At 68.6% G+C, this 25,545-nt stretch carries 24 protein-coding genes; 17 read left to right on the forward strand and 7 right to left on the reverse strand.

Going from position 1 to position 25,545, the window contains the following annotated elements; translation table 11 throughout:
- Positions 1-65 precede the first annotated feature (65 nt).
- From eccD to eccCa, 3 genes are read left to right on the forward strand one after another with little or no spacing between them, the layout of a single operon-like run.
- On the forward strand, positions 66-1,535 hold the full coding sequence (gene eccD, locus C8258_RS30020; protein WP_106958014.1) for a type VII secretion integral membrane protein EccD: 1,470 nt from the start codon (positions 66-68) through the stop codon (positions 1,533-1,535).
- A gap of 7 nt (positions 1,536-1,542) precedes the next feature.
- Positions 1,543-3,036 (forward strand): type VII secretion-associated serine protease mycosin, encoded by a 1,494-nt coding sequence (gene mycP / locus C8258_RS30025; protein ID WP_106958015.1) that lies wholly within the window; start codon positions 1,543-1,545, stop codon positions 3,034-3,036.
- 2 nt (positions 3,037-3,038) lie between these two features.
- Positions 3,039-7,118 (forward strand): type VII secretion protein EccCa, encoded by a 4,080-nt coding sequence (gene eccCa, locus C8258_RS30030; RefSeq protein WP_106958016.1) that lies wholly within the window; start codon positions 3,039-3,041, stop codon positions 7,116-7,118.
- 1 nt (position 7,119) lies between these two features.
- Here eccCa and C8258_RS30035 read toward each other — a convergent pair whose 3' ends face one another.
- Positions 7,120-7,704: a GNAT family N-acetyltransferase gene (locus C8258_RS30035; RefSeq protein ID WP_106958017.1), complete on the reverse strand. Its 585-nt coding sequence runs from the start codon at positions 7,702-7,704 to the stop codon at positions 7,120-7,122.
- Complete coding sequence (locus C8258_RS30040; protein ID WP_063008365.1) at positions 7,701-8,540, reverse strand: GntR family transcriptional regulator; 840 nt, start codon at positions 8,538-8,540, stop codon at positions 7,701-7,703. The genes C8258_RS30035 and C8258_RS30040 overlap by 4 nt, the downstream gene beginning before the upstream one ends.
- Before the next feature lie 151 nt (positions 8,541-8,691).
- On the opposite strand from C8258_RS30040, the gene C8258_RS30045 reads away from it, so the two are divergent.
- On the forward strand, positions 8,692-9,213 hold the full coding sequence (locus C8258_RS30045) for a DUF4254 domain-containing protein (RefSeq protein WP_233225435.1): 522 nt from the start codon (positions 8,692-8,694) through the stop codon (positions 9,211-9,213).
- A gap of 6 nt (positions 9,214-9,219) precedes the next feature.
- Here the strand turns inward: C8258_RS30045 and C8258_RS30050 are convergent, their stop codons facing one another.
- On the reverse strand, positions 9,220-9,729 hold the full coding sequence (locus tag C8258_RS30050) for a hypothetical protein (RefSeq protein ID WP_146161367.1): 510 nt from the start codon (positions 9,727-9,729) through the stop codon (positions 9,220-9,222).
- Positions 9,730-9,837: 108 nt separating this feature from the next.
- Between C8258_RS30050 and C8258_RS30055 the strand changes: the two genes are divergently transcribed.
- The gene (locus tag C8258_RS30055; RefSeq protein ID WP_106958020.1) at positions 9,838-10,830 is read left to right on the forward strand and encodes a GlxA family transcriptional regulator; all 993 of its coding nucleotides are present in this window, start codon (positions 9,838-9,840) and stop codon (positions 10,828-10,830) included.
- A 25-nt stretch (positions 10,831-10,855) separates the two neighbouring features.
- Here the strand turns inward: C8258_RS30055 and C8258_RS33440 are convergent, their stop codons facing one another.
- The gene (locus C8258_RS33440; RefSeq protein ID WP_233225436.1) at positions 10,856-14,035 is read right to left on the reverse strand and encodes a MinD/ParA family protein; all 3,180 of its coding nucleotides are present in this window, start codon (positions 14,033-14,035) and stop codon (positions 10,856-10,858) included.
- 276 nt (positions 14,036-14,311) lie between these two features.
- Between C8258_RS33440 and C8258_RS30065 the strand changes: the two genes are divergently transcribed.
- From C8258_RS30065 to truA, 9 genes are all read left to right on the forward strand, one after another.
- Entirely contained in the window at positions 14,312-15,580 is a 1,269-nt protein-coding gene (locus C8258_RS30065) for an MFS transporter (protein ID WP_106958021.1), read from the forward strand.
- A gap of 274 nt (positions 15,581-15,854) precedes the next feature.
- Complete coding sequence (gene infA / locus C8258_RS30070; protein ID WP_003886926.1) at positions 15,855-16,076, forward strand: translation initiation factor IF-1; 222 nt, start codon at positions 15,855-15,857, stop codon at positions 16,074-16,076.
- A 168-nt stretch (positions 16,077-16,244) separates the two neighbouring features.
- A complete protein-coding gene (rpmJ, locus tag C8258_RS30075) occupies positions 16,245-16,358 on the forward strand; it encodes a 50S ribosomal protein L36 (protein WP_025347279.1) in 114 nt (37 codons plus the stop codon).
- A 223-nt stretch (positions 16,359-16,581) separates the two neighbouring features.
- Positions 16,582-16,953 carry a 30S ribosomal protein S13 gene (gene rpsM, locus C8258_RS30080; RefSeq protein ID WP_036498248.1) on the forward strand — a complete coding sequence of 124 codons (372 nt, stop codon included), beginning with the start codon at positions 16,582-16,584 and terminating at the stop codon, positions 16,951-16,953.
- A 10-nt stretch (positions 16,954-16,963) separates the two neighbouring features.
- Positions 16,964-17,377, forward strand: a complete 414-nt coding sequence (rpsK, locus tag C8258_RS30085; protein WP_025347281.1) for a 30S ribosomal protein S11 — start codon at positions 16,964-16,966, stop codon at positions 17,375-17,377.
- 21 nt (positions 17,378-17,398) lie between these two features.
- The gene (gene rpsD / locus C8258_RS30090; protein ID WP_030513444.1) at positions 17,399-18,004 is read left to right on the forward strand and encodes a 30S ribosomal protein S4; all 606 of its coding nucleotides are present in this window, start codon (positions 17,399-17,401) and stop codon (positions 18,002-18,004) included.
- A gap of 97 nt (positions 18,005-18,101) precedes the next feature.
- Entirely contained in the window at positions 18,102-19,160 is a 1,059-nt protein-coding gene (locus C8258_RS30095) for a DNA-directed RNA polymerase subunit alpha (RefSeq protein WP_030513445.1), read from the forward strand.
- A gap of 49 nt (positions 19,161-19,209) precedes the next feature.
- Positions 19,210-19,749 carry a 50S ribosomal protein L17 gene (gene rplQ, locus C8258_RS30100; RefSeq protein WP_106958022.1) on the forward strand — a complete coding sequence of 180 codons (540 nt, stop codon included), beginning with the start codon at positions 19,210-19,212 and terminating at the stop codon, positions 19,747-19,749.
- Between the two features lie 105 nt (positions 19,750-19,854).
- On the forward strand, positions 19,855-20,751 hold the full coding sequence (gene truA / locus C8258_RS30105; RefSeq protein WP_199195901.1) for a tRNA pseudouridine(38-40) synthase TruA: 897 nt from the start codon (positions 19,855-19,857) through the stop codon (positions 20,749-20,751).
- 216 nt (positions 20,752-20,967) lie between these two features.
- Here truA and C8258_RS30110 read toward each other — a convergent pair whose 3' ends face one another.
- Positions 20,968-21,417 (reverse strand): Hsp20/alpha crystallin family protein, encoded by a 450-nt coding sequence (locus C8258_RS30110; protein ID WP_036498273.1) that lies wholly within the window; start codon positions 21,415-21,417, stop codon positions 20,968-20,970.
- A 169-nt stretch (positions 21,418-21,586) separates the two neighbouring features.
- Between C8258_RS30110 and C8258_RS30115 the strand changes: the two genes are divergently transcribed.
- Positions 21,587-22,432 (forward strand): LLM class F420-dependent oxidoreductase, encoded by an 846-nt coding sequence (locus C8258_RS30115; RefSeq protein WP_106958023.1) that lies wholly within the window; start codon positions 21,587-21,589, stop codon positions 22,430-22,432.
- A 61-nt stretch (positions 22,433-22,493) separates the two neighbouring features.
- Here C8258_RS30115 and C8258_RS30120 read toward each other — a convergent pair whose 3' ends face one another.
- Entirely contained in the window at positions 22,494-22,844 is a 351-nt protein-coding gene (locus C8258_RS30120; protein WP_369974845.1) for a metal-sensitive transcriptional regulator, read from the reverse strand.
- A gap of 132 nt (positions 22,845-22,976) precedes the next feature.
- On the opposite strand from C8258_RS30120, the gene C8258_RS30125 reads away from it, so the two are divergent.
- Positions 22,977-23,786 (forward strand): S-methyl-5'-thioadenosine phosphorylase, encoded by an 810-nt coding sequence (locus tag C8258_RS30125; RefSeq protein ID WP_106958024.1) that lies wholly within the window; start codon positions 22,977-22,979, stop codon positions 23,784-23,786.
- 28 nt (positions 23,787-23,814) lie between these two features.
- Here C8258_RS30125 and C8258_RS30130 read toward each other — a convergent pair whose 3' ends face one another.
- Positions 23,815-24,807 (reverse strand): GAF domain-containing protein, encoded by a 993-nt coding sequence (locus C8258_RS30130; RefSeq protein ID WP_106958044.1) that lies wholly within the window; start codon positions 24,805-24,807, stop codon positions 23,815-23,817.
- Positions 24,808-24,969: 162 nt separating this feature from the next.
- Here C8258_RS30130 and C8258_RS30135 point away from each other — a divergent pair, with 162 nt between their 5' ends.
- Complete coding sequence (locus tag C8258_RS30135) at positions 24,970-25,530, forward strand: NADPH-dependent FMN reductase (protein ID WP_036498252.1); 561 nt, start codon at positions 24,970-24,972, stop codon at positions 25,528-25,530.
- The last annotated feature ends 15 nt before the right edge of the window (positions 25,531-25,545 follow it).

The following is a 25,545-nucleotide window of genomic DNA, read 5'->3' on the forward strand; positions in this document are numbered from 1 at the left end:
CCGATCTCGGTTAAGTTTGGAACGTCGCAATACAGCGACGAAAATCGTAGGGAGTTCTGTAATCCGTGACCGAGTCGTCGAGCAGCGGCGTGGGGGCCGTTGACCCGGAATTGTGCCGAGTGTCGGTGATCGGCGGAAATACTCAACTCGATGTGGGCCTGCCCGCGACCGTGCCGGTCGCGGCGTACATCACCGACCTGGTCGAGCTGATCGATTCCCGCAATCCCGACCTGACCGAACACGACGAGGGCGCGCCCGTGCGCGCACAGCACTGGACGCTGGCGCGGATCGGCCGCGATCCCATCCCGCCGCACCAATCACTCACCGACGCAGAGGTTTTCGACGGTGAGTTGCTGGTGTTGCGCTCGGTGACCGCCAAGGAGGCGCCCGCCCTCTTCGACGATGTGATCGACGCCGTCTCGCGGCTCACCGCCGAATCGGGAAACGCCTGGTCACCGACGGCGGCGCGGCGAATGGGGTTGGGCGCCGGGCTGATCGCGGTACTCGTCGCGGTCGCGGTTCTGGTGTCGGGCAAGGGCACCGGCATCTGGAACGGATTCATCGCGCTGGGCGCGGGTGTGCTCGCCGCCGGCGCCGCCGTGATCGTCGCGCGCCGCTATCCGGCCGAGCGCGCGACGGCGATCGTGTTGTCGCTGTTCGCGATTGCACTGCTCGGTGCGAGCGCGGGCCTGCTCACCCCGGGCTGGGTTGGGTCGCCACACCTGCTGTTCTCGGCGGTGGCGGCACTGGTCGTGGCGCTGGCGCTGTATTCGATGACCCGCGCCGGATCGCTCGTGGTCGCCGCGGTGGTCACCGGTGCCGCGGTGCTCGCGGGCGCCGCGGCCGTACGGATGGTGTGGGACTTCGACATCGCGAAGATCGCCGTCGGCGTGCTGATCGCCGGCCTGGTGCTGATTACGATGGCTCCCCGGGCCGCCGTCGCCGCGGCACGCCTGCCGGTTCCGCCGGTGCCGACCGCCGGCGGCGCCATCGATCCCACCGATCACGAACCCCGCCCGACGATCGCCGACATCGGCGTCATCGGCGCGACCGCACTGCCCTCGGCGGCGGGGCTGGAGCGCCGTGCCCGGGCGGCCAACCAGTACCAGTCCGGAATTCTCGTGGCCGCCACGCTCGCAGCGGGTTTCGGGGCGATCCTGGGCGCCGATCCGCTGGGCGCGGCGCGCTGGCAGGGGCTGGTGCTGGCGGCGATCACCGCGGTGGTGCTGTGCCTGCGCGGCCGGGCGTACGCGGATCTCACCCAGGCGTCGACGATGATCGCGGGCGGCACCGTGGTGGCGCTCGTCGTCATCGCGGGTGCGGCTGTGGCGCACGAGGATTGGCGCGCCGTCGGCGCGGGCCTGGTGCTGATCGTCGCCGCGGCGGTGATCGCCTTCGGTGTGCTCGGACCTCGCGCGGATGTGTCGCCGGTGCTGCGGCGGGCGATCGAGATCTTCGAGTACCTGCTGATCATCGCCATCGTGCCGCTGTCGCTGTGGCTGATGGACGTCTACTCGGCCGCGCGGAACATCTGATCGGGCGATGACTGTGCTGCGCTACGGAAACGACAGTCCGATAGCGGGTTTCGTTCGCCGTGCCACGCGCCGGCTGCGCGTGGCCGCTGCCGCGACGGTGCTCGGCGCGTCGCTGCTCGGGGGTGGTCCCGCGACGGCGGTCGCCCCGCCGGCGATCGACGAGGGCGCTCTCGGGCAGGCGCTGGCCGTCAACGCCAAGAACGGTCCGCCGGACCAGACCGAGAAGCGTGCGGTCTGCGCCGAACCGTATCTGACCGGCGCGATCCCGCGGGATCCGCCACTGCCGCAGCGCATTCTCGATCTGGACCGCGCCTGGAAGTTCAGTCACGGCGCCGGCCAGAAGGTCGCTGTGATCGATACCGGTGTGAACCGCCATCCGCGCCTGCCGGATCTGCAGCCCGGTGGCGACTTCGTCACCGCCGGCGACGGCACCGAGGATTGCGACGGCCACGGCACCCTGGTCGCCGGCTTGATCGCCGCGCGTCCGAGCCCCTCCGACGCCTTCTCCGGGGTCGCCCCGGAGGCACAGATCCTGGCCATCCGGCAGCTGAGCCTGCAGTACGAGGCGAAGAACCGCAACAACGACGAGACCGGCAAGGTCGCCGCCGGCGGATACGGTGACGTGCTGACGATGGCGGCCGCCGTGGTGCGCGCGGTCGACATGGGCGCCACCGTGATCAACATCTCCGAAGTGTCCTGCACCCCAGCGGGTTCCGAAACCGCCGACGGCGCACTGGGTGCGGCGGTGAAATACGCCGCCGACCGCAATGTCGTCGTGGTGGCCGCGGCCGGCAATCTCGATCAGTCCGCCTGCTCGGCGCAGAACGAGACCCGCGGTTGGAACGGAGTGCGCACCGTCATCAGCCCGGCCTGGTTCTCCCCGTACGTGCTCTCGGTCGCCTCGACCGATCCGGACGGAGCGACCTCACCGTTCTCGATCCACGGCCCGTGGGTGGGCGTCGCCGCGCCCGGCCGCTCGATCATCTCCCTCGACAGCAAGCCGGGCGGAACCGGCTTGGTCGACACCGAACACGGCGACGAGGGACCGCTGACCATCGACGGCACCAGCTTCTCGGCGGCGTTCGTCTCGGGTCTGGCGGCCCTGGTGCGCAGCAGATTTCCGGATCTGAGCGCGGCGCAGGTGATCGAGCGGATCGAGCGGACCGCGCACAATCCCGGTGCGGGCCGCGACGATCGGGTCGGATTCGGGCTCATCGATCCGCTGGCGGCCCTCACCGCGCAGCTGCCGCCGCCGCCCGGACAGGCGGCGCAGGTGCCGCGAGCCATCGCGCCGCCCGACCCGGAGCGCGGCCCCGACCCACTGCCGCGCCGGGTGGCGATCATCGGCTCCGGCGCGCTGCTGGCGTTGCTGGCCGTCGGCTGGGCCGCGGCCCTGCCGTATCGGCGCAGGCGGCCCGAACCCGCCGCCGACGATCCGGCCGCCGGCTACCTTTCCGCCACCCCGGCTCCCACCGGGACCGACTCGGCTCGAGGAGAGTAGGCATGTCCACCGACGGATTCGTGCGCCGACCGCGGATCGCCCCGCCGCGGGCACCGGGCGGTGAGGTGGCGCTGACCGCCCCGCCGGAGATCCCGCGGCCGGTGCCACCCGCGCTGCTGATGCGGCTCATGCCCGTGGTCATGGTGGTCGCGGTGGTCGGCATGATCGCGATGATGGTGATGATGGGGCGCAATCTGCTCGCCAACCCCTTCATGCTGATGTTCCCGATGATGATGCTGATGTCGATGGTCGGCATGATGGCGGGCATGCGCGGCTCGGGCGGCCCCAAGCGCGCCGCCGAACTGAACGAGGAACGCAAGGATTACTTCCGCTACCTCGACCAGGTCCGCCGCGACGTCCGCAAAACCGGTGGCGCACAGCTGCAATCGCTGATCTGGAGCCATCCGGAACCCGCCGACCTGCGGGCTGTGGCCGGTACCCGCCGGATGTGGGAGCGCCGCCCCAACGACCCGGACTTCGGGCATGTGCGTGTCGGTGTCGGCAGTCACCGGCTGGCCACCAAACTGGCCCGGCCGGAGACCGGTCCGCTCGAGGACCTCGAACCGGTGTCCACGGTGGCGCTGCGTCGCTTCGTACGCACCCATTCGGTGGTGCACGGCCTGCCCACGGCCCTGTCGTTGCGGGCGTTCCCGGCGATCAACCTCGAGGGGCGCCCGGACGAGACGCGCATGCTGGTGCGCGCCATGCTGATGGAATACGTGACCTTCCACGGCCCCGACCACGCCGCGGTCGCGATCATTTGCGCCGACCCGGATGCCGAGGCCTGGTCCTGGGCGAAATGGCTTCCGCACCTGCAACATCCGGTCGACCGCGACGGCATGGGGGCGGCCCGGATGATGTACCGGTCGCTGGCCGAACTGGAGACCTCCATGGCGGCCGAACTGCTCGAGCGCGGCCGGTTCATGCGCAACGCGCAGCCCACCGCCGGGCGCATCCACCTGCTGGTCATCATCGACGACGGCTACGTCAGCGGAACCGAGCGGATCGTCAGCGACGCCGGGCTGGATTCGGTGACCGTGCTCGACCTGACCGCGCCGCAGGCCGGGCTCGCGGTGCGCCGCGGTCTGCAGCTGGTGGTCGCCGACGGTACCGTCGCCGCGAGATCCGCCGCGGGCGTGGAGCAGTTCGCCACCTCCGACCCGGTGTCCATCGCCGAAGCGCAGACCCTGGCGCGGGCGCTGGCTCGTTATCGGGTCGCCACCGCGGCCCAGATCGTGAGCCTCGGCGACGAATCGCGAGCGGTGCCGGGCCTGATGGAACTGCTGAAGATTCCCGACGCCGCGCAGATCGATCCGGCGTCGGTGTGGCGCCCGCGCAACGATCGCGAGCGGCTGCGGGTGCCGATCGGCATCACTCCCGACGGCACGCCGGTCGAGATCGACATCAAGGAGTCGGCCGAGAACGGTATGGGTCCGCACGGATTGTGCATCGGCGCGACGGGTTCGGGTAAGTCCGAATTCCTGCGCACGCTGGTGCTGTCCATGGTGACGACCCACTCGCCGGATCAGCTGAACATGGTGCTGGTCGACTTCAAGGGCGGCGCGACCTTCCTCGGACTGGAATCGCTCGCGCACGTCGCCGCGGTGATCACGAACCTGGAGGAGGAGATCGCCCTCGTCGATCGAATGAAGGACGCGCTGTCGGGTGAGATGACCCGGCGCCAGGAACTGCTCCGCTCGGCGGGCAACTTCGCCAACGTCACGGAATACGAGCGAGCCCGCGCGGCCGGCGCGGCCCTCGACCCGCTGCCCGCGCTGTTCATCATCGTCGACGAGTTCTCCGAGCTGCTCTCGCAGAAGCCGGATTTCGCGGATCTGTTCGTCATGATCGGCCGTTTGGGCCGGTCGCTGCGCGTGCACCTGCTGCTGGCCTCGCAGCGGCTCGAGGAGAACAAACTGCGCGGCCTCGATTCCCACCTGTCCTACCGGATCGGTCTGCGTACCTTCTCCGCCAACGAATCACGCGCGGTCCTCGGCATCACCGACGCCTACCACCTGCCGAGTGTGCCGGGTTCGGGCTACCTCAAGAGCGATGCGGACGATCCGCTGCGGTTCAACGCCTGCTACGTCTCCGGCGCCTACGAATCACCCGCGGGCAATGCGCCCGGACGCACCGGCGGCGGGCAGCGTGGCGGCGGACAGGAGCCGGTGGTCTTCACCGCGGCGCCGGTGCCGGTGCGCACACCGGTGGCCGCCGCTCCGGCGCGCGGACCGCTGGGCCGGCCCGAACTTCCGCCGCCGCCCGGATCGCCGGAGGCGGAGCGGGAACTATCCGGCACACCCGCCGATACGGTGCCCAAGACGCTGCTCAACGTGGTGGTGGACCGGTTGCGCGGTCACGGCCGCCCGGCGCACGAGGTGTGGCTGCCGCCGCTGGACGAATCCCCGTCGGTGGACATGCTGCTGCCCGATCCGGACTGGCGCTCGCCGGTCAACCGGCACGGCCGGCTGTGGTGGCCGATCGGTGTCATCGACAAGCCGTACGAGCAGCGCCGCGATGTGCTGATCGTGGATCTGTCGGCGGGACAGGGCAATCTGGCCGTCGTCGGCGGTCCGCAGTCCGGTAAGTCGACCACCCTGCGGTCGATCATCATGGCGGCCGCGGCCACCCACACGCCGGAGCAGGTGCAGTTCTACTGCCTGGACTTCGGTGGCGGCACGCTGGCGGGTCTGGCCGAGATCCCGCACGTCGGCTCGGTGGCCGGGCGCATGGACATCGACCGGGTGCGCCGCACGGTCGCCGAGATGGTGACCCTGCTGCATCAGCGCGAGGAGCGCTTCCGCGAACTGGGCATCGAGTCGATCCACGAGTTCCGCCGCCGCAAAGCCGAACTGGCGCAGCGGAGTCCGGCCGAGCGGGCGGCCGACCCACTGTCGCAGGATCTGTTCGGTGACGTGTTCTTGGTGGTCGACGGCTGGGCGACCATCCGTGCCGAATTCGACGTGCTGGAGCCGGCCTTCAACGCCTTGGCCGCACAGGGCCTGTCCTACGGCATCCACCTGATGATCGGCGCCACCCGCTGGGGCGAGATCCGGCCGGCGGTCAAAGATCTCGTCGGCACCCGGCTGGAACTGCGTCTCGGTGACCCGAGCGACTCCGAAATGGACCGGCGCACGGCCGTTCTGGTACCGGTGGGTCGTCCCGGCCGCGGCCTGACCCCGGAGAAGCTGCACATGCTGATCGCCCTGCCGCGACTGGACTCCAACTCCGATCCGGCGACTCTGTCCGACGGTATCGCGCTGGCGCGCAGCCAGTTCGCCGAACTCTACGGCGACCGGCGCGCACCGGCGGTCCGGATGCTGCCACTGCGGGTGCCGCGCGAACAGGTGCTCGCCGAGGCGGCGGAACGCGGCATCGAATGCAGCGCCACCCGGGTGGTGGTCGGCCTGGGCGAGAACGAACTGGCCCCGTTGGTCATGGATTTCGACGCGCAGCCGCATCTGATGGCCTTCGCCGACGTGGAGTGCGGCAAGACCACGCTGCTGCGCAACATCGTGCTCGGCATCACCGAGAATTCGACGGCCGAACAGGCGCGCGTCATCCTGATCGACTACCGGCGCACCATGCTCGGCGTGCTGGAGGGTCAGCAGCTCGCCGGCTATTCCACCTCGGGGCAGACGTCGTTCGACATGATCAAGGAGGTCGCCGCCTATCTGCGGCAACGGATTCCGGGTTCGGACATCACCCCGCAGCAATTGCGGGACCGCAGCTGGTGGACCGGGCCGGAGATCTACATCGTGGTCGACGACTACGACATGGTCGCCACCGGTGCGGGCAATCCGCTCGAACCGCTGCTGGAATTCATTCCGCAGGCCCGCGATATCGGTATGCACCTGATCGTGGCACGGCGCTCCGGCGGCGCCTCCCGGGCGCTGTACGACAAGGTGCTGGGCATGATGAAAGACCTCTCGGTGGACGCGCTGCTGATGTCGGCGCCCAAGGACGAGGGCAAACTGCTCGGCGATGTGCGGTCGGCCAAGCTCGCACCCGGCCGGGGCACGCTCGTATCCCGTGCCCGCGAGAACGAAATGGTGCAGGTGAGCTATCTGCCGCCGGTCTGAGTCAGGGCACCGGATCACCCCGGTCCGCGTGCAGATGGCGTCGCACGATCGGTTCCGGTAGGCCCCAGCTGTCGGCGCGGCGTTCGAACAGCGCCGCCGAGGGTCCGCTGACGGCCGGATTCGCGATGCGGGCCAGCCGGAATCCCGCCGAGCGGTAGTACCGGTGCAGCTCGGTGTTCCTGGTCCAGGCGTCCAATCGCACCCAATTGCGTTGCCGGACAAGGGCCAGACCGGCGGCGTGGGTGAGCAGCGCCCGGCCGACACCGTATCCGGCGAAGCGCAGATCGACGATCATGTAGTGCACGATCACCGCGTCGGCGATCTCCCGCCGCGACCACAGCCCGGGATCCGCGCGATCGTTCACGGTGACGGTTCCCGCGAATTCGCCGCCGACCTCCGCGACCCAGGTCTCCCCGGCCGAGACCGACCGGCCGACCGCGTGGGCGAACCGTTCGATCGGCAGCCCGCGGCCCTGCCGTGTCCACTGGTCCGAGCCGCGTGCCGCAAGCCAGGCCGTGCGCTGGAGCCGTAGTCGGCAGATGGTGCCGAGGTCGGGCGAGCGGGCTTGGCGGATGCGGATGCTCATGGTGATCCGGGGACCAGTGAGTTACCGAAGGAGTGGGAGTTGCCCGGGGGATGCGGCGCCCCCAGGGTTTTGCGGATCAGCGCGGTGCCCTCGTCGTCACCGAGTTCGTAGGCCAGCCGGTTGCGTGCGGCCAGCGACCGCTGGCGGGTGACCCGCATGATGCGGGTGCTGCTGGCGCCGATGCGCAGATGATCGAGCAACATGGTGCCGGCTCCGACACCCAGGACGGCGGCCTCGTCGGCACTCGCCGGGCGGGCCACGACCGTATCCCGGTGAGCGGTTTCGGGATAGCCGCGTGCGGCCAGCCGCCGCGTCGTGCCCTCCGGAATGTCGTGCGGAGAATCGATTCCGGTGAGTTCGGCGAGGTCACGCGGGTAGTAGCTGACCTCCCACGACCAGGGTTCGTTGTCGAGGTACTGCACGACGGTGCGCGAGACGACCCAGGAGTCCTTCGGCACGCCGAGCCAGTGCGCGACTTCCGTACCGGCCGGTTCCATCCGGGCGCTGAACTGTTTGGCCGGTTCACGCCCGGCGGCGCGCGCGATCTCGGAGAAGATGTCGTGTGCCGACTTGGGGCGGTCGCGTCGAATATGGTTGGTCACCACGGATTCCAGGACCTCCTGGCTGCGCACGATCGTGCCCCGGGAAGTCGCTGTGAACAGCAGGTTTTCGGCGACGAGCACCTGAATCGCGTTGCGCGCGGTGGTGATCGAGACATGCATCTGGTCGGCCAGCTCGTTGTGGCTGGGCAGGCGATCACCAGGTTTGTACGTGCCGTCGCGGATCGCCTCCCGTAGGACGTCGGCGATTCGCTGGTACCTCGGACCGGCGGCCATCTCGCTCCTCGGTTGTACCTTCAACGACCGGAAGTCTACTCTGCTGGTTGACAGGGCAGTGTGACCCTTGACACACACATTCAGAGGTTTATTGTAATGAACGTCCTGACCATTGGTTGTACGGCGACGACGGCGAGGCAACGTGGCTGGTTTGGAGACGTCCCCGATGGTGGTCGTGGCATGGCCCGACACACCACATACACCGACGGCCGTCGATTTCCTGACGACCGAAGTTCTGCCGAGTTCGGATCTGTTGTTGCGCGCGTGCCGGGGGCACCGCGTCATCGGCGGCCCGATCCTGTGGTTCGCGCGCGACCTGGCGGTGCTGTTCGAACGTCAGCTCGGCCGCGGCGGTTCCATCCCGGATCCGGACTCCGCGCTGATGATCGAAATCGGCAGACGGCGAATGGAATTGGTGATGGCGATCGACGACTGGATCGCCCGCGCCGTCCCGCAGCAGAACTCCGACGCTACCTTGCACACCGAAACGATCGGCGCCGTCATCGACCGGCTGGCCGAGGCGTCGGTGCGCGCGCACCACGCGTTGATGACCCTCGACGCGAACGACGAAGTGCTGCACGCTGCCTGGCATCATCTCGCCGAATTGGCCGACGGCTACGACGATCTGGTGCGTGAGGTCCTCGCCGGACGGCGTCGCCTGCCGACCTGGTGAGTCGGTCTAGTAGCTCAGCGATCGGCACGAGCCCGCCATCCGCGGTGCGCGGCTGTGCCGCGACCGATCCGCCGGCAACGGCGCCGGATTCAGCCGGGTCACCCGCCGCGGTCGTGAGCCACCGGCGAATTCGGTGAAGCGAACCGTGTTCCAGCCGAACGGCATCAGGTGAACCAGTTCACCGCGTTCCGCCAAGCGCTCGGTGAGCTCGGAGACGATGTCCAGCGCATCCGCCAGGCCGGTGAGTACGTCCTCGTGTGCGCCGCGTCGATCGCTTCGCGCCCACGGCGCCACACCTTCGACCACGATGTAGCCGGCGTCGTCGTGTGCCGCAATGGTTTTCACGACTTCGACCGCCGCCGGAAGTGCCGCGGCATCACCCGGCTCGACCGCGACCTGCAGGACGAGGCAGTCCACGAACAACTTCCGGGCGCGTACGGCCGCCGGATCCAGCGCGACCGCGCACGGCCCCGCCGCGGTGACCTCGTATGCGAAGAGGTGACACACACTGCTCACGATGCGCATCGTGCACCTCTGTTCGCCCACATCGTCATACGGCAACACTAGGCGGCGGATGCGCGCAATATCAGTGTCGTATCCGACGCATTCAGTACTGTTTGCGACATGGATGTGGCGGTATTCGTCGTGGACGGTGTCGGCGACCTCGGTCTCGCCGCCGTGCTGGAGGTCTTCAACACGGCGAACTCGCTCGTCGACGATCCGGAGCTGGAGCCCGAACCGTGGCGAGTGCACACCGTCGCGCTCGGCGGCAGTGTCCGCTCCGGCCACGGCCATCTGATCCCGACCACACCGCTGGCCGAGGTGCCCGGCGACATCGGCCCGATCATCGTGCCCGCCGTCCTCGCGATGGATGCGGACGCGGTGGTCGACCTGATCGCCGCACCCGCCAATCGGCCGGTGCTGGAACGCATTTCACAGGCACACCTCGCGGGGACACCGTTGGCCGCCGCGTGCACCGGAACCTTCTTCCTCGCCGAGGCCGGGGTGCTGGACGGGCTGCCCGCGACGACGAGCTGGTGGCTGGGCCCGGCCTTCCGCCGCCGCTATCCGAACGTCGACCTGGACGAGGGGCGCATCCTGTGCCGCTCCGGTCACATCGCGACGGCCGCGGCCGCCCTGGCCCATCTCGACCTCGCGTTGGCCACGGTGGCCGGTCACAGTCCTGCCCAAGCCGAACGCGCGGCCCGGATGCTGTTGGCCGGCAGCGGAGGCGAGCAACGCGACTACATCGTTCCCCAGGTGATCGCGCGCGGGAATTCACTGGTCGCGGCCTTCGAACGCTGGGTGCGCGGACATATCGCCGAGCAGTTCCTGATCACCGACGCCGCTCGCGAACTCGGTGTCACCGTGCGCAGCCTGCAGCGTGCGACACAGGCCGAAATCGGGATGTCACCACGGGATTTCGTGAACGAAATCCGCCTCGAGCGTGCCACCCGGCTGCTGCGCACCACCAATGCCACCGTGGAGACGGTCGCCGCGCGGGTCGGCTATCTCAATGCCGGCACCCTGCGCGGACTGTTCCGACGCCGCCGCGGCCGCAGCATCGCCGAGGTCCGGGCGACCCCGATGGCCTGGCAGGACCGCAGTGCTCAGTAACCGCAGTGCTCAGTAACCGCAGTGCTCAGTAACCGCCGAACCGCCGATGGTCGGTGGCGAAATCGTCGGCCACCGTCGCCGCCAGCTCCACCAGCGCACGCTTGGTGTTCTTGTGCAGTCGGGCCAGGTCGATCTCGGCGCCCTCGGCCAGATGTGGGTCGTAGGGGATGACGTGCACGGCACGGCACCGGGCGAGGAAGTACTCGCGCAGATGCTGAATCGCCACATTCGGTGAGCCCTCGCGCGGCAGGTTGATCACCACGACGGCATTGCGCACCAGGTGATCGTGCCCGTGCAACGAGAGCCAGTCCAGCGTCGCCGCCGCACTGCGGGCGCCGTCGATCGCCGACGACGAGATCAGCACCAGCGAATGCGCCAGATCCAGCACGCCCGCCATCGCCGAATGCATCAGTCCGGTACCGCAATCGGTGAGGATGATGTTGTAGAACCGCTGCAGCACGCGCAGCACCTGGCGGTACTCGTCCTCGCTGAACGATTCCGACGCCGCCGGATCACGTTCGCTGGCCAGCACTTCCAACCGGCTGGTGGCCTGCGACGTGTGCCGGCGCACGTCGCCGTAACTGCGAATCTGCTGATCCAGCAACAGGTCCCGCACCGTGGACCGGGTCTGCAGCGGCACCCGCTGCGACAGCGTGCCGAAGTCCGGGTTGGCGTCGACGGCGATCACGCGGTCACCGCGGATGGAGGCGAAGATCGAGCCGATACCCATGGTGGTGGTGGTCTTGCCGACACCGCCCTTCAGGGACAGGGTGGCGATCCGGTAGTCGCCGCGCACCGGCTGCCGGATGCGCGCCACCAGTTCCTGCAGGCGCAGCTCCTCCGCGGACATACCCGGATTGATGGTGCCACCCGACATGTGGTGCACCGCGCGCCGCCAGCCCGAACCGGGAGCCTTCTTCGCCCGGCGCATCGGGACATCCTCCAGTGAGGGGGTCACGCCGTTCGGTGGGTACTGCTGCGGCGGCTGACCCTGCTGGTACTGCTGATAATGCGCCTGCGGATGGGGGGCCTGCTGCTGGACCTGCGGGTTGGGGGCGTGCTGATACTGCTCGGGCGAAGCGGACTGCTGCCCCGGCATATACGGATTCGGCTGGGCGTACTGCTGCGGCTGGGAATACTGATCCGCCTGTCGTGCGGCCCACTGCTGTTCGGGACCGGTCGCCGGACCCGGCACCTGTGGCGGCGGTTGCGGTGCGCTGTGCCACTGCGCGTCCGGGGCCGCCTGGGGGATCCGAGGCTGCGACACGCCCTGGGGGCCGGCGACCATCGGCGATTCGGCATTCGGCGCCTGCGGCATCGAGCCGGAATGTGCTGTGTGCGTACCGAATTCCGCAGCGGGCGGCTGCTGGTACTGCGGTGTCTGCGGCGCCGCGCCGTACTGCGGACTCGCGGCGCCGGGCGTCTGCGGCCGCGATTCGGGCTGCGCGGGTGGCGCGTCGGTGCCGTTCCACGCGGCGGCACCCATGTCCGGCCCGGGCCGCACGGCGGGATCCTGTGCCGCCACCGGCTCGGAGGCGAGCCGATGCCGCCCGCTCCACTGCGGCCCCGCCGAAGCGACCGCACCGCTGTCCGCGTTACCGGCGCCGTAGAACCCGACACCGCCGACCACCGACGACGCACCCGAATCACTTTCCGGCGCATGGGTTCCCACCGTCGGCGGGTGAAGAGGCCGCGTACCGGAAGCCGGATCGCTACCGGCCGCGAAGGCATCCCATGTGCCGCCACCCTGCTCCGTATCGTCCGCTGCGACGGGCAGATCCGCGCCAGGGGTATTCGATACGGCGGTCTCGCCGGGTGCGCCCGAATCCCCGGTCGGTCGATGCGCGACCGACACCTCGGCAGCATCGTCGCGCCGGGGTGCGGATTCGCCCGGCGCGGGCGAGTGCTCCGTTGCGCCGCCGAGCCAGGCGGGTGCCTCCTCCGCGACGCCGGAAGTCCCGGTGCCCGCGTTCTCGGCTCGTGTGCTCGGGTCCGGATTCGTTCCGAACGGGCTGCCTGCCGAACTGTGTGCCGGGACATCGACCGGGACCGGGGGAGTGGCCGCGGTCGGCGGCATATCGGCAGCGGCGGGGCGTGCGTCCGCCGCCTGCTTCGGCAGGCCCGCGTCGGCCGTCGGTGCGACCGGAGAGGCGAGTGGTGAAATCTGCTGCCCCACAGAGATGTTCGCGTTCGACGACGCGTTCTCGTACCCTTCCGGCACGCCCAGCCGCGGCGGCGGTCCGGGACGGGTGGGCGGCGCCGGGTCCGGCCACTCGGGCAGCGGCGGCGGAGTCGGCGACTGCTGGGGCGGTGGGGGCAGGTCGGGTCGCCGCGTCACCCGCACGGTCATCTCCGCATCCACGCCGTCGGCGGCCGGATGCGGAGTGCTCGACATCTGCTGCGGTGCAGGCGGAATCGGCGGGCGGGCGGAAGCCTGCGGTGGTACGGGAGGGAACTCGCCGGACAGCGGCTCGGAGGAAAGGGGGCCGGGCGACTGATTCGGAGGTGGCGTGGTCGGTTCCGGCAGCGCCGGAGCGGGATTCGGCTGTGCGGTGGCGGGCGGCCGGCCGAAGTCGTGGCGTGACGGCGCCGCGGAGGTGGACGAGGAATCCGCGGTCGGCGGCTGTGCGGGAAGGTGCGGCGCTTCCCGCGTCGGAGCGGGCGGCGTAGACGGCGGCGAATTCCACGGCCCCGGCGGCTGTGTCGGGGGCTGCTGCGGCTGCATCGGTGGTTGCGGCTGCACCGGCGGCTGCGGGAATTGATTCTGTTGCCGCGCACGGAAGTCGGCCGGGATCACGCCCTGGACGCCGTCCGGTCGGTAGCCCTCAGGCGTCTGCTGCTGCCACGGCAAGGACTCGGAGCCCTGAGAACCGTTGCCGCGCAACGACTCCGGCCCCGGCTGCGTATCGCCCTGCGGCCGGGCGGTGTCGGGCGGTCCCCATGAGGGCGAACCCTCACCGGCGGCCGGCTCGGCGTCTGCCTTGTCCTTGCGGCGGGATTTCCGCCACTTCCGGTCGGACTCCTTCTTGTCGGACTCCGCCCGGTCGTCGGATCTGCGGGAGAACAACCGCCGCGGACCGCTGTCCTCCGGGATGTACTCCTCGTGCGGAAGGTTCTCGACCGGCGCTTCGTACCCCGTTTGCGTGACGTCGCTCTCCGACAGCCACGGGGGCAGCATGGGCAGATCGTTGTTGTTGCGACTCACGGCAGTTCCTCACCGCGGTTCGTGGTCGGGGCCTCGCCGAGGATCGTGCCGATCGGGTTCGAGGGCGCTGCGTCCGTAATTCGCTCGCTGCGCACGCTCACGGGTGTCCCCCTGGGATCTGCTGGACCGATTTCCTGGACAGCCGGTAGTTTACGCGAGGGCTATCGGCCGTGACGGGCGTCCTACCCACAGCCGACAAGCCGGTCGGACGACGCGCCGCGCCGCCTGCCGTCGGGTTCGGTTGCCCCTTATTTGCGAGGTCGGGAGCGTATCGAAATGGCAATCACCGCGGGCGATGATCCCCGCGCGGCCCGGTTGGACGAACTTCCCGTCCGGCCGGTTCATCGCAAGCTCGTCGCCCTGGTCGGCCTGGGCCTGTTCTTCGATCTCTACGAACTGTTCCTCGCCGGCACCATCACCGGCGTGCTGAAGCAGCAACTCGCGCTGTCGACCTATCAGCTGAGCGGCATCCTCGCCTCGGCCTTCGTCGGCCAGTTCCTCGGTGCCCTGGTCATCGGCCGGCTCTCGGACCTCTTCGGCCGCCGCCGGATGTTCATGATCAATATCGGGGTGTACGCCGGGTTCACCCTGCTCGGCGCGTTCAGCCCCAACGTCTGGTTCCTGATGGCGACCCGCGTGCTCGCCGGACTCGGCATCGGCGCGGAGATGACCGTCTCCGACACCTACCTGTCGGAGGTGATGCCGCCGCAGGTCCGCGGCCGGATGATCGCCATCGCGTACACCATCGGCTTCTGCGCGGTGCCGACCGTCGGATTCCTGGCCCGGTGGCTGGTGCCGCTGGAACCGTTCGGCACCGACGGCTGGCGTTGGTTGTTCGTCTTCGGCGGCTTCGGCGCCGCGCTGGTGTTCGTCGCCCGCCGGCACATGCCCGAATCGCCGCACTGGCAGGCCCAGCACGACAAGGCCGCGACCACCGGGGCGAAGGTGTCGTTCACCGAAATCCTGCGCGGCGCCAATCGCGGGCGCACCATGCTGTTCTCCGCGGTCATGATCCTGCAGGTCTTCGGCTACTACGGCTTCGGCACGCTGGCGGTGCTGGTGCTACAGCACAAGGGGTTCACGGTGGTGAACTCCCTCGGCTATCTGACCGTCACCTACCTCGGCTATCCGCTGGGTTCGCTGCTGTCGATTCCGCTGATCGAGCGCGTCGAGCGCAAATATCTGGTGATGGCGTCGGCCGCGCTGATGGCGCTGTTCGGCCTGATCTTCGGATTCGCCACGAGCGTGCCGCTGATACTGCTGTCGGGCGGCCTGTTCACCCTGGCCAGCAACGTCTTCTCCAATGCCCTGCACACGTATCTGCCGGAGTCGTTTCCCACGACCGTGCGCGGCACCGCCTCGGGTACGGCCTATTCCCTGTCGAAACTGAGCACCGCCATCCAGCCGTTCCTGCTGCTTCCGCTGCTGGACAGCCACGGTCCGGGCACGGTGTTCACGGTCATCACGATCGCGCTGGTGCTGATGCTCGGCTTGATCGCGGCGTGGGGCCCGCTCACCGGGCGCGGCCCGCTCGCCGACCACTAGCGACGGCGCGGAGGCGGTGCTTCGGACCGCCACGGACGGCGCGAGGGGACCGCATTTGGCCGGATCGTGGGCGCACGGGTAAGCTTGGTCGGCGGTGCACCTGCCCGACGTCTGTGTTCATGCGAATGCGTGTAGTTTCTGTGACTGCATGTCCGCATGTGACTACGAAGAGTATGGCACCGGGTCGACTGGAGTGCACCGGTAACTGCAGTGACAAGCTAGCCGAAGAGTTGAGGCCACACAGGGTTTCAACGTAAGCGGGATCGCGGAGGATATGGCGAAGAAAGACGGGGCCATCGAGGTCGAGGGTCGAGTTATCGAGCCACTGCCGAATGCGATGTTCCGCATCGAGCTGGAGAACGGTCACAAGGTTCTCGCGCACATCAGCGGCAAGATGCGTCAGCACTACATCCGCATCCTGCCCGAGGACCGTGTGGTCGTGGAGCTTTCTCCCTACGACCTGTCCCGCGGTCGCATCGTCTACCGCTACAAGTGAGTTTTCCGGGGAACGATCCCCGGAGGGAGTTCGGGAGTCGAGGCTCCGGAGCTCTCGCGGCATTTCGGGGCTCCGGCCTCGGGATCTGCGACAAAAGACTTCCCCAGTCGTACGACTGGGGAACACCTGTGTTCACACCCCTGTGAACCACAACCAGATTGGACGGACGTGAAGGTTCAGCCGAGCGTCAAGAAGATCTGCGAGAAGTGCAAGGTGATCCGCCGTAACGGCCGGGTCATGGTGATCTGCGACAACCTGCGTCACAAGCAGCGTCAGGGCTGACCTGGACTGCACCCCGACGCAGGGGTTCACCAGCCAAGCACCGAACGCAGTTCGGATTGGCACAGAAAAGAAGACCTCCCAGCGCCAGTCGCCGTCGGCGAGCTCGCCGCCTCGGAAACGAGCGGAGAGCGGACGGACGACCTACCCCCGGAACGGAGGCCGGGGCCCCATTCGAGGGGACGGACAGGGAGCAGACCTCCGCAACAGTTAAGGAAGCTGCCACATGGCACGTCTGATGGGCGTCGATCTCCCGCGCGAGAAGCGCATGGAGATCGCACTGACCTACATTTTCGGGATCGGGCGCACCCGTGCGCACGAGATCCTGGCCGCCACCGGCGTCAGCCCCGACCTGCGGTCGAAGGATCTCACCGACGACGACGTCACCCGGTTGCGCGATTACATCGAGGCGTCGGAATTCAAGGTCGAAGGTGACCTGCGCCGTGAGGTGCAGGCCGACATCCGCCGCAAGATCGAGATCGGCTGCTACCAGGGCATCCGCCATCGCCGCCACCTGCCGGTGCGCGGACAGCGGACCAAGACCAATGCGCGCACGCGTAAGGGTCCGAAGAAGACCGTCGCCGGCAAGAAGAAGTAGGGATAGCTGAATGCCTCCTAAGAGTCGGGCCTCGGGCCCCAAGAAGTCCCAGAAGGCGCGTCGCCGGGACAAGAAGAACGTCCCGCACGGCCACGCGCACATCAAGTCCACGTTCAACAACACGATCGTCTCGATCACCGACCCCGAGGGCAACGTGATCTCGTGGGCGTCCTCGGGCCACGTCGGCTTCAAGGGTTCGCGTAAGTCGACCCCGTTCGCCGCGCAGCTCGCCGCCGAGAACGCCGCCCGCAAGGCGCAGGAGAACGGCGTCAAGAAGGTCGACGTGTTCGTCAAGGGCCCGGGTTCGGGCCGTGAGACCGCGATCCGCTCGCTGCAGGCCGCCGGCCTCGAGGTGGGCACGATCTCCGACGTCACCCCGCAGCCGCACAACGGCTGCCGTCCGCCCAAGCGGCGTCGCGTCTAGCGGGAAAGGATTTAGCGAAAAATGGCTCGTTATACAGGCCCCATCACCCGCAAGTCGCGTCGTCTGCGTGTCGACCTCGTCGGAGGCGACCAGGCGTTCGAGCGTCGTCCCTACCCGCCCGGCCAGCACGGCCGCGCGCGGATCAAGGAGAGCGAGTACCTGCTCCAGCTGCAGGAGAAGCAGAAGGCCCGCTTCACCTACGGCGTCATGGAGAAGCAGTTCCGCCGCTACTACGAAGAGGCGAACCGTCGCAAGGGTAAGACCGGCGACAACATGCTGCAGCTGCTCGAGTCGCGTCTGGACAACGTCGTGTACCGCGCCGGTCTGGCGCGCACCCGCCGCCAGGCCCGCCAGCTGGTCTCGCACGGCCACTTCCTGGTGAACAACCGCAAGGTCGACGTCCCCAGCTTCCAGGTCTCCCAGTACGACATCATCGATGTCAAGGAGAAGTCGCTGCCGACGCTGCCGTTCCAGGTCGCCCGTGAGACCCAGGGCGATCGCCCGATCCCGGGCTGGCTGCAGGTCGTTCCGAACCGGCTGCGGATCCTGGTCCACCAGCTCCCGGAACGCGCGCAGATCGATGTGCCGCTGAACGAACAGCTCATCGTCGAGTACTACTCGAAGTAAGCCGTTCGTGCTGCTGGTGGGTGAGCACTTTCCGTGCTCATCCACACCCCAGTTCGTGGGCGTCAAATAGCGGGCGCCCCTGAAGGAGGAGATCCTCATGCTGATTTCACAGCGACCCACACTGGCCGAAGAGGTACTGGCCGAGAACCGCTCGAAGTTCACCATCGAACCCCTCGAGCCGGGCTTCGGTTACACCCTCGGCAATTCGCTGCGCCGTACCCTGCTGTCCTCGATTCCGGGGGCCGCGGTGACCAGCATCCGCATCGACGGCGTGCTGCACGAGTTCACCACCGTCCCGGGTGTGAAGGAAGACGTCACCGACATCATCCTGAACCTCAAGGGCCTGGTCGTGTCGTCCGAAGAGGACGAGCCGGTCACCATGTACGTGCGCAAGCAGGGCCCGGGCACCGTCACCGCCGGTGACATCGTTCCTCCGGCCGGTGTGACCGTGCACAACCCGGACATGCACATCGCCACCCTGAACGACAAGGGCAAGCTGGAGATCGAGCTCGTCGTCGAGCGCGGTCGCGGTTACGTCCCGGCGGTGCAGAACAAGGCCTCGGGTGCGGAAATCGGCCGGATTCCGGTGGATTCGATCTACTCGCCGGTGCTGAAGGTGACCTACAAGGTCGAGGCCACCCGTGTCGAGCAGCGCACCGACTTCGACCGGCTCATCCTGGACGTCGAGACCAAGAACTCGATCTCCCCGCGGGATGCGCTGGCGTCGGCCGGTAAGACCCTGGTCGAGCTGTTCGGCCTGGCGCGCGAGCTGAACGTGGAGGCCGAGGGTATCGAGATCGGGCCGAGCCCGGCCGAGGCGGATCACATCGCCTCGTTCGCGCTGCCGATCGAGGACCTGGACCTCACCGTGCGTTCGTACAACTGCCTCAAGCGCGAGGGTGTGCACACCGTCGGCGAGCTGGTTGCGCGGACCGAGTCGGATCTGCTGGACATCCGCAACTTCGGCCAGAAGTCCATCGACGAGGTCAAGGTCAAGCTGCATTCGCTCGGCCTGTCGTTGAAGGACAGCCCGGCCTCCTTCGATCCGTCGAGCGTCGTCGGTTACGACGCCGCCACCGGAACCTGGAGTGACAGCGGCTCCTTCGGCGATGCAGACAACGGCGAGCAGGACTACGCCGAGACCGAACAGCTCTAGGCCTTCCGGGGTGGCAGCCCCGCTCGGCCTTTCCTAAGGAGAACAACCAATGCCCAAGCCCAAGAAGGGTGCTCGCTTCGGCGGGTCGGCGTCGCACCAGAAGGCGATCTTCGCCAATCTGGCCACGGCGCTCTTCGAGCACGGTCGGATCACGACCACCGAGGCCAAGGCCAAGGCGCTGCGCCCCTACGCCGAGAAGCTGGTCACCAAGGCCAAGGCCGGTACGCTGGCCGATCGCCGCGAGGTGCTCAAGGTCATCCGCAACAAGGATGTCCTGCACGAGCTCTTCGCGAACATCGGACCGTCGTTCGAGGGCCGCGAGGGTGGCTACACCCGCATCATCAAGACCGTTCCCCGCAAGGGTGACAACGCGCCGATGGCGATCATCGAGCTGGTCCGGGAGAAGACCGTGACCAACGAGGCCGATCGCGCTCGCCGGGTCGCCGCCCAGCAGGCCAAGACCGAGGTCGCCGAGGACAAGGCCGACGAGGCCACCGAGGCGAAGGCCGACGAGGCTGCTGAGGCGAAGGCCGACGAGGCCACCGAGGCGGAGTCCACCGAGGCTCCCGCCGAGGACAAGGCGGAATGAGTTGGTCCCCGCCACGTGCGGGGACCTCTCGATCTGCGTCGGGAATTCACGAGTGAGCCCGCCGTCCCCTCCGGGTCGGCGGGCTTCGCTCATGTTAACCAGGAAATGGCTGTGACCATGCAGGATCCGGCGGCAACCTCGGTTGCGGTTCGAGTACGGCTCGATATCGCCTACGACGGTACCGATTTCACCGGCTGGGCCCGCCAGCCCGGCCTGCGGACGGTGCAGGGTGTGCTCGAGGAGTCGCTGAGCAAGGTCCTGCGTGAACCGATTCAGCTGACGGTGGCCGGCCGGACCGACGCCGGTGTCCACGCCGAAGGGCAAGTCGCGCATTTCGACACGACCGCGCTCCCCGACCACGACAAGCTGCTGCACCGGCTGGCGCGCTTCCTGCCGAAGGATGTCCGCGTCACCGGGATTCGCTCGGCGCCACCGGAATTCGACGCCCGCTTCTCCGCGATCCGACGCCACTACGCGTATCGGCTCACCACCGCGCCCTACGGGGCGCCGCCGCTGCTGGCCCGCAGCGTGGTCGTCTGCCGCCCCGGCGTCGATCTCGACGCCATGCGTGAGGCATCGCGAAAGCTGTTGGGACTGCACGATTTCGCCGCATTCTGCCGTCGGCGCGAAGGAGCGACGACGGTCCGCGAATTGCAGCGCTTCGATTGGGTGACGACACCTGTCGCCCCTGCGCTCGCCGCCGGAACCGGCCTCGTCGCCGACATGCTCACCGCCTATGTCAGCGCCGACGCGTTCTGCTGGTCCATGGTGCGCAGTCTGGTGGGCGCGGTGCTGGCGGTGGGGGAGGGGCGCCGCACTCCCGAATGGGTGGAAAGCCTTCTCGCGGAACGGGAACGATCCAGCTCGGTCACCGTCGCCCCCGCCCACGGCTTGAGTCTGATCGCCGTCGACTACCCGGCAGATGCCGACCTCGCCGCCCGCAACGCCGAAACCCGGGAGATGCGGACGATCCCCGAGCCGGACGGCTGCTGCGGTAGCTGACAGCGCGACCCGCCCCCGAGACGGCCGACGGCCCCGCGGCGTCCACGGGGCCGTACGAGTCGCTATTCGAGGGTTGTGCGTGTCTCACCTCCTTCGCGCTGCGACGAACCTCGGTTCCGCCCGCGCGTCCGGCCACCTTGCACCGGTGAATGGTGTTGTGCTGCTTGCACACTCAGCTGTTCGCCGATGGCGCGGGCACATCCCTGTCGCGGCGGGTCAGCTCTCGGAGCGGCCGGCCTCGATGGTCTTCGGGCCGCGGCCCATGCCGCCGATCTCGATGCGCCGCGGTTTGGCCTTCTCGGCGATCGGCAGGGTCACCGACAGCACGCCGTCGTTGTAGGTGGCACTGATGTTGTCGGTATCGATGCCTTCGCCGAGCGACAGCTGGCGCATGTACGTTCCCGCGAATCGTTCCGACGCGATCCATTGCACGTGCTCGTCACCGGGCAGGCTCCGCTGCGCCTTCAGCGTCAGGGTGCCGTTGTCCACGCTCACGTCGACCGAACCGGGATCGACACCCGGGAGATCGGCGTTGAGGACGTAGTGGTCACCGGCCTTGAACAGGTCCATCGGCATGAAACGCGGCGCGCGTGTGGTTCCGGCGGCATCCCCCAGGAGCTGCCGGGCAACGGTGTCGATGTCGTGGAACGGGTCGAACCTCAGCACAGGAATCACCTCCATATCCAGTGGCGACGCCCGCCTCGGCGGCGAGCGCCGGAAGCTGTCCGATGCCAAATTTAGCACTCTCGTCGTGTGAGTGCCAGATTGTGCGACGGGAATTCTTTTTTCGGCGCCGGGCGGAATAGTCGCCCGCGCAACGGAGTTCGCAACGACTATGACAGAGGGTGCGCGAACCACGAATATCGGAAAATTCGGCGTCTGGCGGTACTACGCCGGCTTCGAACCGGGGCAGGCTCGTGAGCTGGAGGGGCTCGGTTACAGCACATTGTGGCTGGGCGGCTCGCCCCCGGCGGATCTACCGGCCGTGGAGGCGCTGCTCGAGGAGACCGAGACGCTGACGGTCGGCACCAGCATCGTCAATATCTGGTCCGCGCCCGCCGAACAGGTGGCCGAATCGTTCCACCGCATCGACCGGCGCTTCCCGGGCCGCTTCATCCTCGGCTTCGGCGCCGGGCATCCCGAGCAGGATTCGGATTTCCGCAAGCCCTACGACGCGCTCGTCGACTATGTCGACGTGCTCGACGCCAACGGCGTCCCGAAGCAGCAGCTCGCGCTCGCGGCCCTCGGGCCGCGGGTGCTGAAGCTGGCCGCGGACCGCACCGCGGGAGCGCTGCCGTACCTCGTGACCGCCGAACACACCCGGCAGGCCCGCGAAATTCTGGGTCCGGACGCGCTGCTCGTGCCCGAACACAAGATCTCGTTCAGCACCGACCCGGTGCAGGCGCGCCTGACCGCTCGCCCGCGCACGGAGTTCTACCTCAACCTGCGCAATTACGTGGCGAATCTGCGCCGGCTCGGCTTCGGCGACGAGGACCTGACGCCGCCCGGCAGCGACCGGCTGATCGACGCGCTGGCACTGCACGGCTCGGCCGAGCAGATCGCCGACGCGCTGGTCGAGCATCTGAAGGCCGGTGCCGATCAGGTGGCCATCCAGGTCACCGACGAGGACCACATCGGGGTGCTGCGCGCGCTGGCCCCGGCGCTCGCCGCGCGAGTCTGATCGTCTCCCCGCGACCGCCGCGGCCGAGGTCAGCGGCGGTCGTGGGGAATCCCGCCGACGTTCAGGAGCGGACCAACCGCGCGATGGCGTCGGTGGCCTCTTTGATCTTGGCGTCGGCCTCGGGGCCGCCCTGGACCGCGGCATCGACCACGCAGTGACTGATGTGATCCTCCAGCAGGCCCATGGCCACCGCCTGCAGGGCTTTGGTCATGGCCGAAACCTGGGTGAGGATGTCGATGCAGTACTTCTCCTCCTCGACCATGCGCTGCAGGCCGCGCGCCTGCCCCTCGATCCGGCGCAGCCGCTTGAGGTAGTCGTCCTTGGCGGTGATGTAGCCGTGGGTGGCGTGGTCGTGCCCGGGCTGCGCGGCCGCCTCGGCCGTTCGAACCGTGTTGATCTGATCCTCGCTCACCGGCTGTTCCTCGCTCCCGCCCTGGTGGTTCATACCCCCCTAGGGTACATTATCCGAGGGGTACTGTCAGGGTAGCCGGTGCTGGGTGAGGCGGCGGGGGCCGCCGCCTCGGCGTACGCGAGAATTGCGGTTATGAGTTCGGATCCCCGCCCCGCGCTGGCCATCATCGGCGGTAGCGGCTTCTACGATTTCTTCGGCGACGACGCGACCACGCTCGAGATCGAGACACCCTATGGTGTGCCGAGCGCGCCGATCACGGTCGGAGAGGTCGAGAGCCGCCAGGTCGCCTTCCTGCCGCGGCACGGGCGCAAGCACGAATATTCCCCGCACACGGTGCCGTATCAGGCCAATATGTGGGCGCTGCGGTCGATCGGCGTGCGGCGGATCTTCGCGCCGTGTGCGGTGGGCAGCCTGCGGGCGGACTGGGGGCCGGGCACCGTGGCCGTTCCCGACCAACTGGTGGACCGGACCTCCGGACGCGCGCAGACCTACTTCGACAACGGCGGTATCCACGTCTCCTTCGCCGATCCGTACTGCGACGACCTGCGCTCGGTCGCGACGCGGGCGGCGGTGCCCGAACTGCCGATGCAGTCGGCCGCCACCATGGTCGTGGTGCAGGGCCCGCGCTTCTCCACCCGGGCCGAGAGCCGCTGGTTCGCCGGACAGGGATGGGAACTGGTCAACATGACCGGATACCCGGAAGCCGTGCTCGCTCGCGAACTCGAAATGTGTTATGCCGCTATCGCTTTGGTGACCGACCTCGATGCGGGCCTGGAGGCCGGGGAGGGCGTCAGCGCGGCCGCCGTCTTCGCCGAATTCGAGCGCAACCTGGTGCCGTTCAAGACCTTGGTGCGCCGCGCGGTCGCCGGTGTCGAGGGTACCGAGACCTGCGATCACTGCACGGTGCATGCCGGGGTGGCGCTGCCGTTCGAACTGCCCTGACGGATCGACCGGCGCACCGCATCGAACGCTACGGGGTACCGGCCTCGCGCAGATCGATCCGGGCGAGTGCGAAATGCGGCGTGCCGGTTCCGTCCGGACCGTGGGGCAGCGGTGAGACCTCCACGTCCACGGTGATCCACCCCCCGGTCGTATCCGCCAGCCGCAGATTCGGCAGCGTCCACGACGGCGCGCCGGCCCGGATCGCCGTGCGCGCGGCGATGATTCGCTCCCGGTCGCCGGGATGTGGCAGCGTGCGTTCGTCGGTGCCGCCGGACCAGTCGAGCCCCGGCACCGGCGGGCTGATCCACCGGATCACCCGGACCCGCTCGGTGTCGACCACCGCCAGATACATTCCCGGATTGCGGCCGACCAGTGTCTCGACCGTCGCCGCCTCGAACGACTTGGGCTGGGGCGGAACGCTTTCGGTGACATCGGCCAGAATGCCGCGCCACAGGTAGGGATCGGCGGCGGAGTTGCGCGTCGCCATCATCAACGTGCGCAGCCCGTCCGGCGTGCGCACGCAGATGTCGCCGCACCAGCGCGATCCGGGCGCGGCGCGTGCCACGATCGCGGCCAGGTCCAGGGCATCGTCGAAACGCTCGACGTGTTCGAAGGATTCGGCCCCGATCCAGACGCTGCGCTTGCGGTCGAATGCCGGGCCCAGCCCCGCGGACCGCACTTCCGTGCGCCGGGTGCGGGCGTCGAGCAGATGGGTGGCGACCGGCGGCGGCGCGGGTGGGTCGCCCGGACCCACCCACATCTGCACCGCGTGTACCCGCTCGTCGGGCCCGGTCAGCGCGATCGCGCGGGCGCGGTACCCGGACCAGGCGTGACGGGATTTCGGCAGCTGCCGCTCGACGGTTCCACCGCTCGCGGCGGCGGCGGTGAGGATCGGCATCAGCCGGGAGGGCACGGTGCGGGCCAACGACTTCCAGCGCCGCGGTGCGGTATCGACGGCGAGCACCGACCAGGTGGGCGGAATGTCCAGTGTTTCGATCAGCAACCAATGTCCGAGAATCACGAATTTCGCCCCCTTCTGATCGATCCGCGGTGCCCGGTCGGCCACAGCCGTCCGAAATGGCGCTCGAAGATTTTTCGCCCGGGCCACAGGGTATCGGTGCGGCAGGCACGCTCGGCGAGCAGGCCGTCGGTGTGGCGAGAGGGCGCCGACTAGGCTGACGCCATGGACGATCCGCTGCGGTTGGAGGTCATCGTCGCCAGTGTGCGGCCCGAGCGGTTCGCGCCCGTGGTGGCGGACTGGTTCCTCCGCACGGCCCGCGCCGATGCCGGCCTCGACGTCGGCGTCATCGATCTGGCACACACTCCGCTGCCCACCGACCTGACGACGACGCCGCAGGTGGAGGCCTTCCGGGAGCGGATCGGCGCCGCGGACGGATTCATCGCGGTGACCTCCGAGTACAACCACGGCTATCCCGCCTCGCTGAAGACAGCGCTCGACAGCGCCAAGCGTGAGTGGCGGGCCAAGCCCATCGGATTCGTCGGTTACGGCGGCCTGTCGGGCGGCCTGCGAGCGATCGAGCAATTGCGCCAGGTCGTCGCGGAAATCCACATGGTGTCGCTGCGCGAGAGCGTGAGTTTTCACGAGGCCAAACGCAAATTCGACGCGGACGGCAATACCGCCGACGGCGCCGCGGTCGACGCCGCGCAGCGGCTCCTGCGGCAATGGGCGTGGTGGGCGCGCCATCTGCGCACGGCGCGCAGAACCGACCCGTATCCGGGCTGAGCCGGTTCCGGCGCG

Source organism: Nocardia sp. MDA0666 (assembly GCF_003023875.1).
In the GTDB taxonomy this organism is placed as follows: Bacteria; Actinomycetota; Actinomycetes; order Mycobacteriales; family Mycobacteriaceae; genus Nocardia; species Nocardia aobensis.

What these genes read in the sequence shown, in the direction of transcription:
- eccCa (WP_106958016.1), top strand. Translation starts at nt 3,039, where the DNA reads ATGTCCACCGACGGATTCGTGCGCCGACCGCGGATCGCCCCGCCGCGG.
- C8258_RS30035 (WP_106958017.1), bottom strand. Translation starts at nt 7,704, where the DNA reads ATGAGCATCCGCATCCGCCAAGCCCGCTCGCCCGACCTCGGCACCATC.
- C8258_RS30095 (WP_030513445.1), top strand. Translation starts at nt 18,102, where the DNA reads ATGCTGATTTCACAGCGACCCACACTGGCCGAAGAGGTACTGGCCGAG.
- C8258_RS30125 (WP_106958024.1), top strand. Translation starts at nt 22,977, where the DNA reads ATGAGTTCGGATCCCCGCCCCGCGCTGGCCATCATCGGCGGTAGCGGC.
- C8258_RS30135 (WP_036498252.1), top strand. Translation starts at nt 24,970, where the DNA reads ATGGACGATCCGCTGCGGTTGGAGGTCATCGTCGCCAGTGTGCGGCCC.
- truA (WP_199195901.1), top strand. Translation starts at nt 19,855, where the DNA reads ATGGCTGTGACCATGCAGGATCCGGCGGCAACCTCGGTTGCGGTTCGA.
- rpsK (WP_025347281.1), top strand. Translation starts at nt 16,964, where the DNA reads ATGCCTCCTAAGAGTCGGGCCTCGGGCCCCAAGAAGTCCCAGAAGGCG.
- C8258_RS30115 (WP_106958023.1), top strand. Translation starts at nt 21,587, where the DNA reads ATGACAGAGGGTGCGCGAACCACGAATATCGGAAAATTCGGCGTCTGG.
- rplQ (WP_106958022.1), top strand. Translation starts at nt 19,210, where the DNA reads ATGCCCAAGCCCAAGAAGGGTGCTCGCTTCGGCGGGTCGGCGTCGCAC.
- mycP (WP_106958015.1), top strand. Translation starts at nt 1,543, where the DNA reads ATGACTGTGCTGCGCTACGGAAACGACAGTCCGATAGCGGGTTTCGTT.
- rpsM (WP_036498248.1), top strand. Translation starts at nt 16,582, where the DNA reads ATGGCACGTCTGATGGGCGTCGATCTCCCGCGCGAGAAGCGCATGGAG.
- C8258_RS30040 (WP_063008365.1), bottom strand. Translation starts at nt 8,540, where the DNA reads ATGGCCGCCGGTCCGAGGTACCAGCGAATCGCCGACGTCCTACGGGAG.
- C8258_RS30065 (WP_106958021.1), top strand. Translation starts at nt 14,312, where the DNA reads ATGGCAATCACCGCGGGCGATGATCCCCGCGCGGCCCGGTTGGACGAA.
- C8258_RS30055 (WP_106958020.1), top strand. Translation starts at nt 9,838, where the DNA reads ATGGATGTGGCGGTATTCGTCGTGGACGGTGTCGGCGACCTCGGTCTC.
- rpsD (WP_030513444.1), top strand. Translation starts at nt 17,399, where the DNA reads ATGGCTCGTTATACAGGCCCCATCACCCGCAAGTCGCGTCGTCTGCGT.
- infA (WP_003886926.1), top strand. Translation starts at nt 15,855, where the DNA reads ATGGCGAAGAAAGACGGGGCCATCGAGGTCGAGGGTCGAGTTATCGAG.